At 62.5% G+C, this 17,175-nt stretch carries 4 protein-coding genes; 2 read left to right on the top strand and 2 right to left on the bottom strand.

Features of this window, described 5'->3' with window-relative positions; genetic code table 11:
• Positions 1-13 precede the first annotated feature (13 nt).
• On the top strand, positions 14-13,627 hold the full coding sequence (locus AC1Q9F_RS22430) for a non-ribosomal peptide synthase/polyketide synthase (protein WP_492634786.1): 13,614 nt from the start codon (positions 14-16) through the stop codon (positions 13,625-13,627).
• Positions 13,628-13,690: 63 nt separating this feature from the next.
• Complete coding sequence (locus tag AC1Q9F_RS22425; protein WP_492620836.1) at positions 13,691-14,638, top strand: alpha/beta hydrolase; 948 nt, start codon at positions 13,691-13,693, stop codon at positions 14,636-14,638.
• Between the two features lie 110 nt (positions 14,639-14,748).
• Here AC1Q9F_RS22425 and AC1Q9F_RS22420 read toward each other — a convergent pair whose 3' ends face one another.
• Positions 14,749-15,009, bottom strand: a complete 261-nt coding sequence (locus tag AC1Q9F_RS22420; RefSeq protein ID WP_492620835.1) for a bacteriocin immunity protein — start codon at positions 15,007-15,009, stop codon at positions 14,749-14,751.
• Positions 15,006-17,156, bottom strand: a complete 2,151-nt coding sequence (locus AC1Q9F_RS22415) for a pyocin-S2/colicin E7-DNase domain-containing protein (RefSeq protein ID WP_492620834.1) — start codon at positions 17,154-17,156, stop codon at positions 15,006-15,008. Before AC1Q9F_RS22415 ends, AC1Q9F_RS22420 begins: the two co-directional genes overlap by 4 nt.
• Positions 17,157-17,175 lie beyond the last annotated feature (19 nt).

Genomic DNA, 17,175 nt, shown 5'->3' with positions numbered 1-17,175 from the left:
CGGCATGCAGCAGTTGATTGAATCGGTAGGCGCGCTTTCTCCCGAGAAACGCAAGGCGCTGGCGATTCTACTGGGCAAACAGGGCATTAACCTTTATGGCATCGCGCCGATTTTCCGGCGCACCGAAGGTGAACCGCTGCTTTTGTCTTATGCCCAGGAGCGGCAGTGGTTTCTCTGGCAGATGGAGCCGGACAGCGCGGCGTACCACATTCCCACGGCGTTGCGCTTGCGCGGCGCCCTGGACATGGCGGTCCTGCAGCGCAGTTTCGATACGCTGATCGAGCGTCACGAAAGTCTGCGCACCGGGTTTGCCCGAGGTGATCAGGACAAGGCCATTCAGCTGATCAAGGCGCCGTTTGCCTTGCAGATCGAGGTTCGCGAGCTGGAGGGCGAAGTCGATGAGCCGCGTTTGCGCGCGGCCATCGAAGCCGAGATTGCCCGCCCGTTCGATCTCGAACAGGACGCCTTGCTGCGGGTCTGCCTGCTGCGTCTGGCACCGGACGATCACGTTCTGGTGATGGTGCAACATCACATCATTTCCGATGGCTGGTCGATGCAAGTGATGGTCGGCGAACTGATCGAACTCTATGCCGGGTTCATTCAGGGCGCACCGGCCACGCTGGCACCGTTGCCGATCCAGTACGCCGATTTCGCCCAGTGGCAACGCAGCTGGATGGACGCCGGTGAGCGCGAGCGGCAATTGAGCTATTGGGTCGAACATCTGGGCTCGGATCCGGGCGTGCTGGAACTGCCGGCCGATCACCCGCGCCCGCTGGTGCAAAGCTATCGCGGTGCACGTCTGGACATGCAGCTGGACGCGGCGTTGAGCAAAGGCCTGCAGGAGCTTGCGCGTCGTGAAGGCGTGACGATGTTCATGCTGTTGCTGGCAGCGTTCCAGACCTTGCTGCATCGCTACAGCGGTCAGGACGACATTCGCATCGGCGTACCGATTGCCAACCGCAACCGTGCGGAAACCGAAGGGCTGATCGGCTTCTTCGTCAACACCCAGGTCTTGCGCGCCACCCTCGACAGCAGCATGACGTTCAGCGCCTTGCTGGCCCAGGCCAGACAATCGGCGCTGGGCGCGCAGGCGCATCAGGATCTGCCGTTCGAGCAATTGGTCGAAGCCCTGGCGCCGGAACGCAGCCTGAGCCGCAGCCCGTTGTTCCAGGTGATGTTCAACCATCAGAGTGGTGCGCGGCAGGCCAGACAGGCCATGCAATTGCCGGGGCTTGCGGTTGAAAGCGTGAACTGGGACAGCCTCACGGCGCAGTTCGACCTGACCCTGGAAACCCACGAGTCGCCGGAAGGCGTGTGGGCCTCGTTGATCTACGCCACGGACCTGTTTGAAGCCGCGTCCATCGAGCGCATGGGCAGGCATTTGCAGGCGTTGCTCAAGGGCATCGTCAGCGATGCGCAACAGCGCGTCGGCGAATTGCCGCTGCTCGATGCCAGTGAGCGGCAGGTATTGCTGCACGACTGGAACCCTGTGGACGCACCGTTTGCCAGCGATTTGTGCATCCATCAATTGATCGCTCGTCAGGCGGCGCAGACCCCGGATGCGCGCGCGGTGACCTTCGCCGAGCGGCATCTGACGTATGCCGAGCTTGAAGCACGGGCCAACCCGTTGGCGCATGCCTTGATCGAACGAGGTGTCGGCCCTGAGGTGCGCGTCGGTGTGGCGATGCAGCGTTCGGAGAATCTGCTGGTCGCGCTGCTGGCCGTGCTCAAGGCCGGGGGCGTGTACGTGCCGCTCGACCCGGATTACCCGGCCGACCGCGTCGCCTACATGCTCGAAGACAGCCGTGCGCTGTGCCTGCTGACCGAACGGGACGTCGCCGCCAGTCTGGCGATTGCGGCGGACACCGACGTACTGCTGATGGACAACGCCGCCGATGATTTCGCCGCGTATCCGGCGCATGCGCCGCAAACGCGCGTGTCGGCCGACAACCTGGCGTATGTGATTTACACCTCCGGTTCGACCGGCAAACCGAAAGGCGTGGCGATTGCCCATCGCAACGTGCTGGCGCTGATCGACTGGTCGCAATCGGTGTACAGCCGCGACGATATTCAAGGCGTGCTGGCCTCGACGTCGGTGTGTTTCGACCTGTCGGTGTGGGAGCTGTTTGTCACCCTGGCCAACGGTGGTTCGCTGATCATCGCCCGTAATGCGCTGGAATTGCCGCAGTTGCCGGCCCGCGATCAGGTGCGCCTGATCAACACCGTGCCGTCGGCGATTGCCGCCCTGCAACGCAGCGGCGAGATTCCGCCGAGCGTTCGCATCATCAATCTGGCAGGCGAGCCGCTCAAGCAATCGCTGGTCGACACCTTGTATGCGCAACCGACGGTCGAACATGTTTTCGACCTGTACGGCCCGTCGGAAGACACCACCTATTCGACCTGGACGCGGCGCACGGCGGGTGGCCAGCCAAGCATTGGCCGACCGCTGAAGCACACCGCCAGCTATGTCCTTGATGGTGAGCTGCAACCGGTGCCGCAAGGCGTCGCCGCCGAACTGTATCTGGCCGGTGCCGGCATCACCCGCGGTTATCTGGCCCGGCCGGCGTTGACCGCAGAAAAGTATTTGCCGAACCCGTTCGGCGCTCCGGGCGAGCGTTTCTACCGCACCGGTGACCTGACGCGTTATCAGGCTGACGGCAACCTGCAATACGTCGGGCGTATCGACCATCAGGTCAAGGTGCGCGGTTTCCGCATCGAGCTGGGCGAGATCGAAGCACGTCTGCTGCAACAAGACTCAGTGCGCGAACTGGCGGTACTGGCGCAGGACGGCGCGAGCGGCCAGCAACTGGTCGCCTACATCGTGCCGAGCGCTGCCCTGGGTAACGCCGAAGAACAAGCGCGGCTGCGTGAAGTGCTCAAGGCCGGCCTGCGCGAGCACCTGCCGGAATACATGGTGCCGGCGCATTTGCTGTTCCTCGAACAACTGCCGCTGACCCCCAACGGCAAGCTCGATCGCAAGGCGCTGCCCAAACCTGACGCAGCGCTGGAGCAGCACACCTATCTGGCCCCGGGCAACGACAATGAACGGCAATTGTGCGAGATCTGGCAGGCCGTGCTCGGGCTGGAGCAGGTGGGCGTCACGGATAACTTCTTTGCCCTTGGCGGCGACTCGATCATCTCCATCCAGGTGGTCAGCCGTGCACGTCAGGCCGGCCTGCGCATCACCCCCAAGGACTTGTTCCAGTACCAGACTGTGCAAGGTCTGGCCCGGGTCGCCCAGCGGGGTGAAGCGGCGTTCAGCATCGAGCAGGGCGCCGTCACCGGCAGCACGCCGTTGCTGCCGTTCCAGCAACGATTCTTCGAACTGGCGATTCCTGAGCGTCAGCGCTGGAACCAGTCGTTGCTGCTGAAACCTTCACAGGCCATTGACGCCAGTGTCCTCGAACAGGCCTTGCAGGCGCTGGTTGCGCATCACGATGCGTTGCGCCTGAGCTTCATTGAAGGCGCTGAAGGCTGGACGGCCACGCACCGCGCGCCGGATAAACGGCCGTTGCTGCAACAGGCGAACGTGCAGCACACCGACGAAATCGAAGCGCTGTGCGACGCCGCGCAAGGCAGCCTCGATCTGCAAGACGGCCCGCTGTTGCGTGCCGTGCTGCTGAATGTGGCCGACGGCAGTCAGCGCTTGTTGCTGGCGATCCACCACCTGGTGGTCGACGGTGTGTCCTGGCGCGTGTTGCTGGAAGATTTGCAGAACGCTTGCGAGCAGTTGCAAAGCGGCCAGGCGATCAAACTCGCGGCCAAGACCAGCCCGTTCAAGGACTGGGCGCAACGCCTGCAAACGTTCGCCGCCGGTGAGCTGCAAAACGAACTGACATGGTGGGCCGGACAGTTGGGCGAAGCGCCCGCCGATCTGCCTTGCGACAACCCTGCGGCAACCTTGCAGAACCGTCACGCGGTGATCGTGGAAACCCGCCTGAATGCGGATCAGACCCGCCAACTGTTGCAGCAGGCACCCGTCGCCTATCGCACGCAGATCAACGATGTGTTGCTGACGGCGCTGGCGCGGGTGATCTGCCGCTGGACCGGTCAGGCCTCGACCCTGATCCAGCTCGAAGGTCATGGCCGTGAAGAGCTGTTCGACGACATCGACCTGAGCCGCACCGTTGGCTGGTTCACCAGTCTGTTCCCGGTGCGCCTGACCCCGGCCATGGGCCTGGCCGACTCGCTCAAGGCAGTCAAGGAACAACTGCGTGACGTGCCGAACAAAGGCCTGGGTTTCGGTGCCCTGCGTTATCTGGGCGATGAGCGCGCGCGGCAGACACTCGCTGCGCAGCCGGTACCGCGCATTACCTTCAACTACCTGGGGCAGTTCGACAGCCAGTTCGACGAGGCCGCGCTGTTCGTGCCCGCCAGTGAAAGCACCGGCCGCGAGCAGAGTTCGCTGGCACCGCTGGCGAACTGGCTGGACATCAACGGCAAGGTCTATGGCGGTGAGCTCAACCTCAGTTGGTCGTTCAGCCACGAAATGTTCAACCAGGCGACGATCCAGCGTCTGGCTGACGACTATGCGCAAGAACTCAATGCGCTGATCGCCCATTGCTGTGAGGCGCACAACCGCGGTGTGACGCCGTCGGACTTCCCTCTGGCTGACCTGACTCAGGCGCAGCTCGATTCGCTGATTACTGATCCGCAATCGGTGGATAACGTCTATCCGCTGTCGCCGATGCAGCAGGGCATGCTCTTCCACACCCTGTACGAACAAGGTTCGGGCGATTACATCAACCAGATGCGGGTGTCGGTGGAAGGGCTTGATGTCGAGCGTTTCCGTCAGGCCTGGCAAGCGGCGCTGGAAGCCCATGACATTCTGCGCACGCGGTTTGTCTGGGGAGGGGAGCAGGCTCAGCCGCTGCAAATCGTCGAACGCTCGGCCACGCTGCCGTTCACCGTTCACGACTGGCGCGGCCAGTCGGGTGAAGCGCTGGATGCGCTGGCTGAGGCCGAACGCAACCGTCCGTTCGATCTGAACGAGGTGCCGCTGTTGCGCCTGGTGGTGGTGCGCACCGGGCAAGACCGTCACGAACTGCTCTACACCAGCCACCACATTTTGCTCGACGGCTGGAGCAACTCGCAGTTGCTCGGTGAAGTGCTGCAGCGCTATGCCGGGCAAGTGCCTGCAGCGCCCATCGGTCGCTACAGCGATTACATCGCCTGGCTGCAGCGCCAGGACAGTCAGCTCAGCGAGCAATTCTGGCTTGAGCGTCTGGCTCAATTCGATGAGCCAACCCGCCTGGCCCAGGGGCTGGCGGATCGTTCGGCCAGCGCCGAGGGCGGTACCGGACACTATCAGCAGTGGATCGACGCCACTGGCACGTTGCGCTTGAGCGAGTTTGCCCGTCAGCAAAAAGTCACCCTCAACACCCTGGTGCAAGCGGCGTGGCTGTTGCTGTTGCAACGTTACACCGGGCAACCGACCGTGGCCTTCGGCGCCACCGTGTCGGGGCGTCCGGCCAATCTGCCGGGGGTCGAGCAGCAGGTCGGCCTGTTCATCAACACCTTGCCGGTGATTGCCCGTCCGGAGCCGCAACTGACGGTCAGCCAGTGGCTGCAAACCGTGCAGGAACTCAACATCGGCCTGCGTGATTTCGAACACACGCCACTGGCCGATATCCAGCGCTGGTCGGGGCAGGGCAGCGATGGCCTGTTCGACAACCTGCTGGTGTTCGAGAACTACCCGATCTCCGAAGCGCTGGAGCAGGGCTCGTCGCTGGGCCTGAAGTTTGGCGCGGTCGACACCCGTGAACAAACCAACTTCCCGCTGACGGTCGGGGTCAACCTCGGCGAAACCCTGTCGGTGCATTACAGCTTTGCCGCCGCCAGTTTCAGCGCGCAGGCGATTGTGCGTCTGCACGCGCAACTGGCCTCGCTGCTGGAGCAGTTCGTGCAGTCGGCGAATGCACGTCTCGGCGCGTTGACCCTGCTCAGTGGCGAAGAACAGCGCCGTTTGCAGGAAAACAATCGTGCGCAACCGTGCACGGATCCGTTGCTGGTGCATCAGCGCATCGCGGTGATCGCGGCGCAGCAGGCGCAACAGGAAGCCGTGCGTTGTGGCGATCAGGCGTTGACCTTCGCCGAGCTTGAAAGCCAGTCCAACCGCCTCGCGCATGTGCTGATCAATGAAGGCGTCGGGCCGGAAGTGCGTGTCGGCGTAGCGCTGCCGCGCAGCCCGTCGATGCTGGTGGCCTTGCTCGCGGTGCTCAAGGCCGGCGGCGCTTATGTGCCGCTGGATGCCAGTTATCCGCGCGAGCGTCTGGCCTATCTGATCGAAGATTCGGGCATCGCGCTGTTGCTCAGCGATTCGCAACTGCGCCCGCGGTTGCCGCTGAGCACCGGTTTGCGCGCACTGGATCTGGACACGTTGCCGACCGCCGAATGGCCAGACGTTGCGCCGCAGGTCGCGGTACACGCGCAAAACCTTGCTTACGTGATTTACACCTCGGGCTCAACCGGCCAGCCCAAGGGTGTGTGCGTGGAGCACGGACCGCTGGCGATGCATTGCCAGGCGATCGGTCAGCGCTATGAAATGACCCCGGACGATTGCGAGCTGCACTTCATGTCGTTCGCGTTCGACGGCGCTCATGAGCGCTGGTTGACCCCGCTGACCCATGGCTCGAGGCTATTGCTGCGCGATGACGGTCTGTGGAGCCCGGAGCAGACCTATACCGCCATGCAACAGCACGGCGTGACGGTGGCGGCGTTCCCGCCGGTGTACTTGCAGCAATTGGCCGAGCACGCCGAACAGGTCGGCCAGCCGCCCGCGGTGCGCATCTACTGCTTCGGCGGCGATGCCGTGCCCAACGACAGTTTCGAGCGGGCGCGTGCGGCGCTGGCGCCGCAGTACATCATCAACGGTTACGGGCCGACCGAAACCGTGGTCACCCCGTTGATCTGGAAGGCCGGGCGCAATGACGCGTGCGGCGCGGCCTATGCGCCGATCGGCACGCGGATCGGCGACCGCAGCACTTGTGTGCTCAGCGCTGACCTCAACGCTTTGCCACAAGGCGTGATGGGCGAGTTGTATCTGGGCGGCACCGGGCTGGCCCGGGGTTACCTGGATCGTCCGGCGATGACCGCTGAACGCTTCGTACCCGATCCGTTCGGAGCGCCGGGCAGTCGTCTGTACCGCAGCGGTGACCTGGTGCGTGAGCGCGTCGATGGCGTGTTCGACTATCAGGGCCGTGTCGACAACCAGGTGAAAATCCGTGGTTTCCGCATCGAGCTGGGCGAAATCGAAGCGCGTCTGCTGGAACTGAGCAGCGTGCGCGAAGCCGTGGTGCTGGCGCATGCCGGGCCGAGCGGCAAGCAATTGGTGGCTTATCTGGTGCCGACACAGCCGGTGGCAGAAGCACATCTGGGGGAATGGCGCGACAGCGTGCGCAACGCTCTCAAAGAGAGCCTGCCAACGCACATGGTGCCGGCGCACTTGATGGTGCTGGCGAACCTGCCGGTGACCCCGAACGGCAAACTGGACCGCAAGGCGCTGCCGGCACCGGACGCCAGTCTGATGCAGAACAGCTACGTGGCGCCGCGCAATGAAATGGAGCAGCGTATCGCCACGATCTGGGCCGATGTGCTGCGCCTCGAGCGGGTCAGCGCCACGGACAACTTCTTTGAGCTGGGCGGTGATTCGATCATCTCGATTCAAGTGGTCGGCCGTGCGCGGCAGGCCGGCATCCAGTTCACGCCCAAGGATCTGTTCCAGCACCAGACCGTGCAGGCACTGGCGGCGGTCGCCCAATCGGGCGGCACGGTGCTGAGCATCGATCAGGGGCCGGTCAGCGGTACGACGCCGTTGTTGCCGTTCCAGCAATGGTTTTTCGCCAGCGAGATCCCCGAGCGGCATCACTGGAACCAGTCGTTGCTGCTCAAACCCGCGATGACTCTGCACGCCGGGACCGTTGCGCAGGTGCTTCAGGCTCTGGTTGCGCATCACGATGCCTTGCGCCTGTCGTTCATTGAAACGACTGAAGGCTGGACCGCCACTCACCGCCCGCTCGAGCCTGTGCACGAACTGCTCTGGCAGCGCACGCTGACGGATCCGGCTGAAATCGAAGGGATCTGTCAGCAGGCCCAGGGCAGTCTCGATCTGCACGACGGTCCGCTGTTGCGCGGTGTGCTGTTCGATCTGCCGGATCACACTCAGCGCCTGATGCTGGTGGTGCATCACCTGGTGGTCGACGGTGTCTCGTGGCGGATCCTGCTGGAAGACCTGCAAACCGCGTTCAGCCAGATCCAGGCCGGGCGCGAGGTCGCGTTGCCGGCCAAGACCAGCGCCTTCAAAGCCTGGGCCGAACGCTTGCAGGCGCACACCGCCAGCCTCGATGACGAACTGGCGTTCTGGCGTGAGCACTTGCACGGGGCGACCGCCACTTTGCCGTGCGAACGTCCGGATGGCAGCCAGGAAAACCGCTACGCGCAAAGTGTGCAGACGCGCCTTGCGCCGGAGCTGACCAGACAACTGTTGCAACAGGCCCCGGCGGCTTATCGCACGCAGGTCAACGACTTGCTGCTGACCGCACTGGCGCGGGTCATCAGTCGCTGGAGCGGGCATGCCTCGGCACTGATTCAGCTGGAAGGTCATGGTCGTGAAGACCTGTTCGACGATATCGATCTGAGCCGCACCCTCGGCTGGTTCACCAGCGTGTTCCCGGTGCACCTGACGCCGGCCGGCGGTTTCGCTGATTCGATCAAGCAGATCAAGGAGCAGCTGCGTGCGATTCCCGACAAGGGTATCGGTTTTGGTGCCTTGCGTTATCTGGGCGATGCCTCGGCGCGTGAGGCGCTGGCAGCACTGCCCACGCCAAAAATCACCTTCAACTACCTCGGCCAGTTCGATAGCGAGTTCGACGAAGCCGCACTGTTCCTGCCGGCCGGCGAAAGTGCCGGCAGTGACCTCAGCGATCGCGCCCCGCTGGGCAACTGGCTGTCGGTCAACGGTCAGGTGTATGGCGGTGAGCTGAGTCTGTCGTGGAGCTTCAGCGAGCAGATGTTCGACACCGAGACCGTGCAGGCCATGGCCGATGAATACGGGCGTGAACTGACCGCGCTGATCGAACACTGCGTGACCCCGGGCAACCACGGCCTGACGCCGTCGGACTTCCCGCTGGCAGCGCTGGGCCAGGCGCGTCTGGACGGTTTGCCGGTGCCGGTCGCGGACATCGAAGACATCTATCCGTTGTCGCCGATGCAACAGGGCATGCTGTTCCATACCTTGTCCGATGATGGCGATGATCTTTACGTCAACCAGCTCAATTTGTCGGTCGAGGGACTCGATATCGAGCGCTTCCGTGCCGCGTGGGAATGCGTGGTACAGCGTCACGAAATCCTGCGCACGTCGTTCCATTGGCAAGACAGCCAGGCGTCACCGGTGCAGGTCGTCCACCGTCAGGGCATTGTTGACCTGCAGGCGCTGGACACGCCGATGGATGAGGCGCAACTCGCCGAGTTCGCCCGTCAGCAGCGGGTTCAGGGCTTTGAGCTGGACCGCATGCCGTTGCAACGCACGCGCCTGATTCGTCTGGATGCCGACAAGTACCAGCTGATCTGGACCAGCCATCACATCCTGATGGACGGCTGGAGCAGTTCGCAGTTGTTCGGCGAGGTACTGCAGCACTACGCCACCGGCCAGGTCGAAGGCGAGAGCGGTCGTTATCGCGACTTCATCGCGTGGCTGCAGCAGCAGGATTCGGCGCAACTCGAGCAGTTCTGGCGCGGCCACTTGCAGACACTGGTCGAACCGACCGCGCTGAGCCAGGCGATGCACCCGCGTCACGAATCTGACGAGCACGGCCACCAGGCGTTGTACACCCGTTGGGATGCGCAGCAGACCGCCTTGTTGCAACAGCATTGCCGGGCTCAGGGCATTACCGCCAACACGTTGATTCAAGGTGCATGGTTGCTGCTGTTGCAGCGCTACACCGGTCAGCACAGCGTGGCGTTTGGTGCCACCGTGGCCGGGCGCCCGGAAGGGTTGCCGAATGCCGGCAGCATGCTGGGGCTGTTCATCAACACCTTGCCGGTGATTCAGACCCTCGATCCGGCGCAGCCGCTGAATGCCTGGCTGAGCAGTCTGCAGGCCTATAACCTCGATCTGCGTGAACATGCTCACGCACCGCTGGCGGACATTCAGCGCTGGTCAGGGCAGGGCGGGCAAGCCTTGTTCGACAGCATCATCGTGTTCGAGAACTACCCGATCGACCAGCGTCTGGAGCAGGCACCGGGCGGCCTGCGCTTCGGCACCTCGGCCAGCCATGACGTGACCAACTTCCCGATGGACCTGGCCGTGCATCTGGGTGAAGAGTTCTCCATCGAGTACCTGTTCCTGCGTGATCGTTTCAGTGTCGAAGCGGTCGAGCGGATCCGTCAGACCATGGAAGTGTTGCTGCACAGCATGATGCAGCAGCCGACGGAGCGTCTGGGCAACCTGCAGCGTCTGGCCGCGCCACAATGGCAGGCCTTGCAGCAGTGGGGCGCAGAACCGGCGGCGGTGCATCGTCGCGAGCTGTTGCCGGCGATGATTGCCGCGCAACGCCCCGAGGCCATTGCCGCCGAATGTGGTGACGAGCAGTTGAGCTACGCGCAACTCGAGCGCCGGGCCAACCAGCTGGCGCATCACTTGATCGCGGCGGGTGCCGGTCCGGAAGTGCTGATCGGTGTCGCACTGGAACGTTCGCTCGACATGCTGGTGGCCTTGCTCGCCGTGTTCAAAAGCGGCGCTGCCTACGTGCCGCTGGACATCGACTATCCGGTCGATCGCCTGGCCTTCATGATTGAAGACTCCGGCATGCGTCAGATGATCAGCCGTGGCGCCGCCAGCCAGCGTTTGCCATTGCCGGCGAACCTGCCATTGCTTGATCTCGATCTTTTCGACGGCACTCAGTACCCGGACACGGCGCCGCGCGTGCCGACCTGTGATGACAGCCTCGCCTACCTGATCTACACCTCGGGCTCCACCGGTTTGCCCAAAGGTGTGGCGGTGACCCACGGACCGCTGAGCATGCATTGCCAGGCAATCCGCGAGTTGTACGAGATGGACGCCGGCACGCGCGAATTGCACTTCATGTCGTTCGCTTTCGACGGCGCCCATGAACGCTGGCTGACCACCCTGGCCTTTGGCGGCACCCTGGTGCTGCGTGATCACGAATTGTGGACGCCGGAGCAGACCAGCCACGCCTTGCTCAACCGCCGCATCGATATCGCCTGCTTCCCGCCGGCCTACCTCAAACAGGTGGCCGAGTACGTCGAGGCCAGCGGCATAGCCGTGCCGAAGGTGCGCATTTACTGCCTGGGGGGGGACGCTGTACCGGAGCAGACCCTGGCGCAAGTGCGCCGCGTGTTGCAGCCGCAGTTCATCACCAACGGTTACGGCCCGACCGAAACCGTGGTCACGCCGATGCTCTGGAAAGCGCCGAACGATGAAGCCTGCGCTGCCGCCTATGCGCCGATCGGGCGAGTGGTCGGTCAACGTTCGCTGTGGGTACTGGACGACGATCTCAATCCGCTGCCACAGGATTTGTCCGGTCAGTTGTACATCGGAGGCTACGGGGTTGCCCGTGGTTACCATGGCCGTGCGGCCATCACCGCCGAGCGCTTCGTGCCGGATCCGTTCGGGGCACCGGGCAGTCGCCTGTACCGAAGCGGTGACCTGGTGCGCCTGCGCCATGACGGCATCCTCGATTACGTCGGCCGCGCTGACCATCAAGTGAAGATTCGCGGTTTCCGCATCGAGCTGGGTGAAATCGAAGCCTGTCTGCGCGCTCAGGACGGTGTCACCGATGCCGTGGTCATCGCCCGTGACGGCGTCTCCGGCAAACAGTTGATCGGCTACGTGGTCAGTACTGACGACAACGTCGGTGACCGTCTGAAGACTTTGTTGCGCGCACAGTTGCCCGAATACATGGTGCCGCTGCAGATCATCGGTCTGGCGCGCCTGCCGATCTCGCCGAACGGCAAACTGGATCGCAAGGCGCTGCCGGAGCCCGAGTTTTGCGCCGATCAATATCAGGCGCCGCGCAACGAGCAGGAAACCTGGCTGGCCGATATCTGGGCCGACGTGCTGCAAGTGGAGCAGGTCGGCATCAGCGACAACTTCTTCGAGTTGGGTGGTGATTCGATTCTCAGCCTGCAGGTGATTTCCCGGGCGCGGAACCATCCGCGACTGAAACTGGACATCAAGCTGCGCGACCTGATGCGCTTCCAGACCATTGGCAACCTGTTCGACCAGCAAGCGGTCGCCCGCTCAAGCCAGACTGCCGACAGCAGCCACGTAGCGCAGGCGGGTGCGTTCGGTCTGTTGCCGATCCAGGAGTGGTTCTTCGCCGAGAGCATGAGTGAACCGCATCATTTCAACCAGGCGATGATGCTGCGTTCGCGCCAGGCGCTGGATGCCCCGGCGCTGGAACAGACGCTCCGGTTGATGCTGGCGCAGCACGACTCGTTGCGGCTGCGCTTCTATCAGGATCAGGGCCGCTGGTTGCAGCACTATCAAACGTTGCAGGACAGCTTGCGCATCGCCGAGCACAACCCGTTGCTGTGGCAGCGTGAGATCAGCGACATCGAGCAACTAGACGCACTGGTCAACGAAGCCCAGCGCAGCCTCAACCTGCTCGACGGGCCACTGATGCGCGGTCTGCTGGTAAATCTGCCGGACGGCGAGGTGCGCCTGCTGTTGGTGGTGCATCACCTGGTGATCGACGCGGTGTCGTGGCGGGTGTTCCTGCAAGACCTGCAACTCGCTTACGAGGCGTTCAGTCAGGGCCGCGAGCCGCAACTGGCGCAGCGCACCAGCAGCTATCGCGCCTGGGCCGATGGCCTGGCGGCGCAGGTGCCGGCACTGGTCGGGCAAGAGCTGGACTACTGGCTTGGACAGCTGGATCAGCCGGGCAAGGATCTGCCGTGTGACAACCCGCGCGGCAAGAACCTGGTGCGTTTTCGCGAAGAAACGTTCATGGGCCTCGACGCCACCCGCACCGGGCAATTGCTCAAACAGGCGCCAGCGGTGTACGGCACGCAGATCAACGATCTGCTGCTGACCGCTCTCGGTCGTGTGTTGTGCCGCTGGAGCGAGGCCGAGTCGGTGCTGGTGCAACTGGAAGGGCACGGTCGTGAAGACCTGGTCGAAGGACTGGACCTGAGCCGCACGCTGGGCTGGTTCACCACCATGTTCCCGGTACGGCTGGCGCCGTTGGCGGAGCAGGATTTCGGCGCCTCGATCCTGGCGGTACGCGAGCAGTTGGCCGCTGTGCCGCAGAAAGGCGTCGGCTACGGCGCGCTGCGCTACATGGCCGATGCGTCGGTGCAACAGCGTCTGGCGGCGTTGCCGCAGGCGCGGCTGACCTTCAACTACCTGGGGCAGTTTGATCAGACCTTTGACGAGCAGGCAATGTTGATGCCGGCGGACGAGCATATCGGCGATGTCTACAGCCTCGATGCCAACCTCGGCAACTGGCTGGAAATCGTCGGTCAGGTGTTCGACGGCAAGCTGTCGATGCGTTGCATGTACAGCACCCGTCGCTTCCGCCCAAGCACCATCGAGACCTTGATGCAGCAGTATCAGGCCGAGCTGGAAGCGTTGGTCGAGCATTGCCTGCAACAGTCGGCGCGTTGAGCCGGTCTTTAACTTATTGAGAGGGCCGGTGTGCATTGTGCGCATCGGCCCGGGATGTGATGCATGTCATTGAATTCGGAAGTAGCGGCGTTTCTTGATCTGGTCGAAGACAGTCAGAACGACGCGTTTCACCAAGGGACACCCGAGCAGGCCCGTGAGGCGTTCGAGCAGTCCTCGCAACAGATGCGTTGGGCGGTGCCGGATGTCGAGGTGAGTGAGGTGCGGCATCTTGCCCGCGACGGCGCCGAGCTGACCTTGCGGCTGTACCGTCCGTTGCACAGGGGCGGTGTTTTGCCGGTGCTGCTGTTTTTGCACGGCGGTGGTTTTGTCGTCGGCAGCCTCGATTCCCACGACGGTATTTGCCGTGAATTCTGCGCACGCACGCCGTGTGCAGTGCTGTCGGTCGGCTACCGCCGCGCGCCGGAACATAAATTCCCGGTGGCGTTGCACGATTGTGCCGATGCCCTGGATTGGCTGCGCGAACAGGCCGGCGAATTCGATCTTGATCTGTCGCGCCTGGTGTTTGGCGGCGACAGCGTCGGTGCCACGCTGGCGACCGTGCTGGCGCTTGAGGCGCGCGCACCCGGCGCGCTGAAACCGTGCCTGCAATTGCTCTGCTACCCGGTGACCGACGCCTCGCAGCGCCGTGAGTCGATGGACTTGCTTGGCGAAGGCTACCTGCTGGAAAGCGAAACGCTGGAATGGTTCTACCAGCACTACGCCCGCAGCATCGAGGATCGCAGCGACTGGCGCTTCTCGCCACTGCTGAGCCCCGACCTCAACGGCGCAGCCCCGGCCTACGTGGCGCTGGCCGGTTTCGATCCGCTGGTCGATGAAGGCCGCGCCTACGCCGAACGGTTGGCCAGCGCCGGAGGATTACTCGAATGCCGCGAATTCAGCGGCCACGTGCATGACTTCCTGCGCATGCGCATGGTCACCGAAGAGGTGGAGGCGATCTATCAGGAACTGGTGAGCGTGCTGCGCACCGTGATGTATCCGGAAACGGTCTGATCCGACCTGGCCTGATGTGCGCGTCCACACATCAGGCCATCACACCCGTCTCCGTGGGAGCGGGCTTGCTCGCGAAGAGAGCGCCTCTGACAGCGCGTTTCAGGAACTGACTATTCCGGTTTGAAACCTGGTTTTCCGTTGGTGGCCCGCCATTCCTTGATGGCTTTTAATACACCAGCGGGGCTGTCTTCGACCCCCTCGGCCGGGTAGTACAAAATATCCGAGCCGCTCGGGTGTTCCGAAATTTTCACTATGTTGTCCACTATTGCGTCGTGCTCTCTCTCGGATGAGTAGTCTCCTTCAACCAAGCGGTTTATGAGGGCGATAAACTCTGACTCTGTATATTCTTCAAACCTGGATTTAAATTTCATTGTTTGGTCCTCCTCTGCTTGGCGTGGATTTTTATGTGTTGGCGCGGTGTCAACAGTCGGAGATTGTCTGCATCGTAAACCATGCCACCTTCACCGATAGGCACAACATGATGTATCTCTATTTTTACCCTTCTCCCTACATGTTCTGCTTGGGGGGCACGTGGTGAAAGCCCCTTTTTGATATCGAGTTGATTAAAGTATGGAAACTCATGCATTAATTGCTCATTACTTTCCACTGCCTTCCAAAATGCCCGCCTAAACGCTTTAAAACTGGAAAATTCCTGTCCCCTCAGCGTATCCGCAATCTGCGCGGGTATCGGCGCACCGTCCGGGGTTGACGCGGCCCCCAGCCAATTCCCCGATATCACTTGCCCATTCCCCGAAGCGACTCCCGGATCCTGACGACGATCCCTGAACATCGTGAAGGTCGGCGGGATGCCGGACTCGATCGGGAATACGGTGATGAAGCCACCGAAGTCGTACTGGTCCAGTTCGGGAAAGGGGTCGATTCGCCCGCCTTGCGGGGTGACCGTTGCACCTTCGTAGATCGGCAGGTCGGTGTCGGCGAACGGCAAATCCGTCGAAGGATTCAGCGGTTGTACCAAAGGTGTCCAGGTCAGGGTGGGACCCTTGGCCTCGGCGTCGCCGGAGACGTACGAATTTTTGCCAGCATCAAAACGGGCCAGTCTTACCGGCACGCTGGCAGGTACTGTGACGCCGTCCGTACCGACGACAACAATCTCCGCGCGGTTGCCGATCGTCCTGGAACCGAGCCTTACCGGCAGGTCAGCGTCTTTGCCGCTGGTCGCCCGTTCGTACAGGTCTACAGCGTTCAGATCGGGAGCGAGTTCCGAGAGCGGAACGCTGGCCGAATAAAGATCACCATTGCCCAGCCTGGATGGCATCAGCAGTGCTGCGAAACCGACCAGAACGGGCGCAGCCGCGGCGCTCACGACCGAAACGGCTGTGCGCAAAGCGGTTCTGAGCGCCAGTGAGGTGGCCTGGCTGGTGGCGATGTGGCCGAGTGTGCCGCTGAACGTTGAATCAAATGCAGCCATTGAGCCAACGTTGGCGAACGTCGGGTTTTGCCAGCGGGCGTCGCTCTCGGCTTGCCATTGTTCATGCACGCGTTTGTGTTGCGCAGCCAATCTGGCCCTGGCCCGGCGCGCCTGCTGCTGCTTTTTCCGTTTGGCCTTCCTCTGCGCCTGATGCTGCTCCTTCAAGCGCTGTGCTTCCTGTTCTCTTTGAACCCGCGCCTGTTCAGCCTCTGCGAGTTCACGTTGGTGACGAGCTTCTTCGGCCAATGCATGTTGACGTTGCTGCTCGGCGGCGATACGGGCACGTTCAGCAGCCGCGCGCTGCGCCTCTGCCTGTTCACGTTGGCGACGTGCTGCATCTGCCTGCGCCTGCTGACGCTGCTGTTCAGCGGCGATTCTGGCGCGCTCGGCAGCCTGACGCGCCGCTTCGGCGGCAGCGGCTTGTGCCTGTTCGTTGGCCTGCACGGTGGTCAGCCAGTTGTGCACATTGGCTTGTTGTTGATGCAGAACGGTGAGGGTCTGAGCCAGCAATCTGGCTTCGAGCGCTGCTCGATAGGATTGCTTCCATAAATTCATCCCCGGACCGTTGGGACTCAGGATCTTGTCCACGATCTGGGCGCGGGAGAGGAATTGATAAACAGTTTTGTCGGTGGGGTCGCTGCCATAAAAGCCGTGGGACAGCTGGGTTTGCCGGTGCATTTCTGCAGTTTTTCGCTGGATGACGTTGTTGCGTACACCCAGTTCACGGATCAGCGATGCCGCCGGTGGTAGCGGCTGAGTAGAAACTTCTTGCCGTGCGGCAGATAGATCCGCTTCGATCATGTGTGGAATCTGTGCGGTTTTGTTCTGGTACTCCGCCGCCAGAGGTGTCGTGAAATGATCCAGTACTTGTTGGTAGCGCGTAGAGTTTCGTGGCGGGCCGAACATTCCGCTGTTGGGCATCTTGGTGCCAGTAGCGGGATTAGGCGGTACGTGGCGCGGTGCTTTGTCGTTGATTTCGACAGCGACGTCCCACACCCACGGTGGAGGGTTTTGCGGCATATTCATATCCTTTTGAATGTGCGGTTGTTTGATTGACTTGCGTTTGAAATGTTTATCGCTTCCTGCCATTTCAAGTTACAGCAGAAGC

The sequence above is a fragment of the Pseudomonas sp. GW823-FHT04A03 genome (genome assembly GCF_058796615.1).
This window is presented reverse-complemented; position numbering and strand designations above follow the sequence as displayed.

Coding starts and splice junctions, on each gene's coding strand:
- AC1Q9F_RS22420 (WP_492620835.1), bottom strand. CDS start 15,009: ATGAAATTTAAATCCAGGTTTGAAGAATATACAGAGTCAGAGTTTATC.
- AC1Q9F_RS22425 (WP_492620836.1), top strand. CDS start 13,691: ATGTCATTGAATTCGGAAGTAGCGGCGTTTCTTGATCTGGTCGAAGAC.
- AC1Q9F_RS22415 (WP_492620834.1), bottom strand. CDS start 17,156: ATGGCAGGAAGCGATAAACATTTCAAACGCAAGTCAATCAAACAACCG.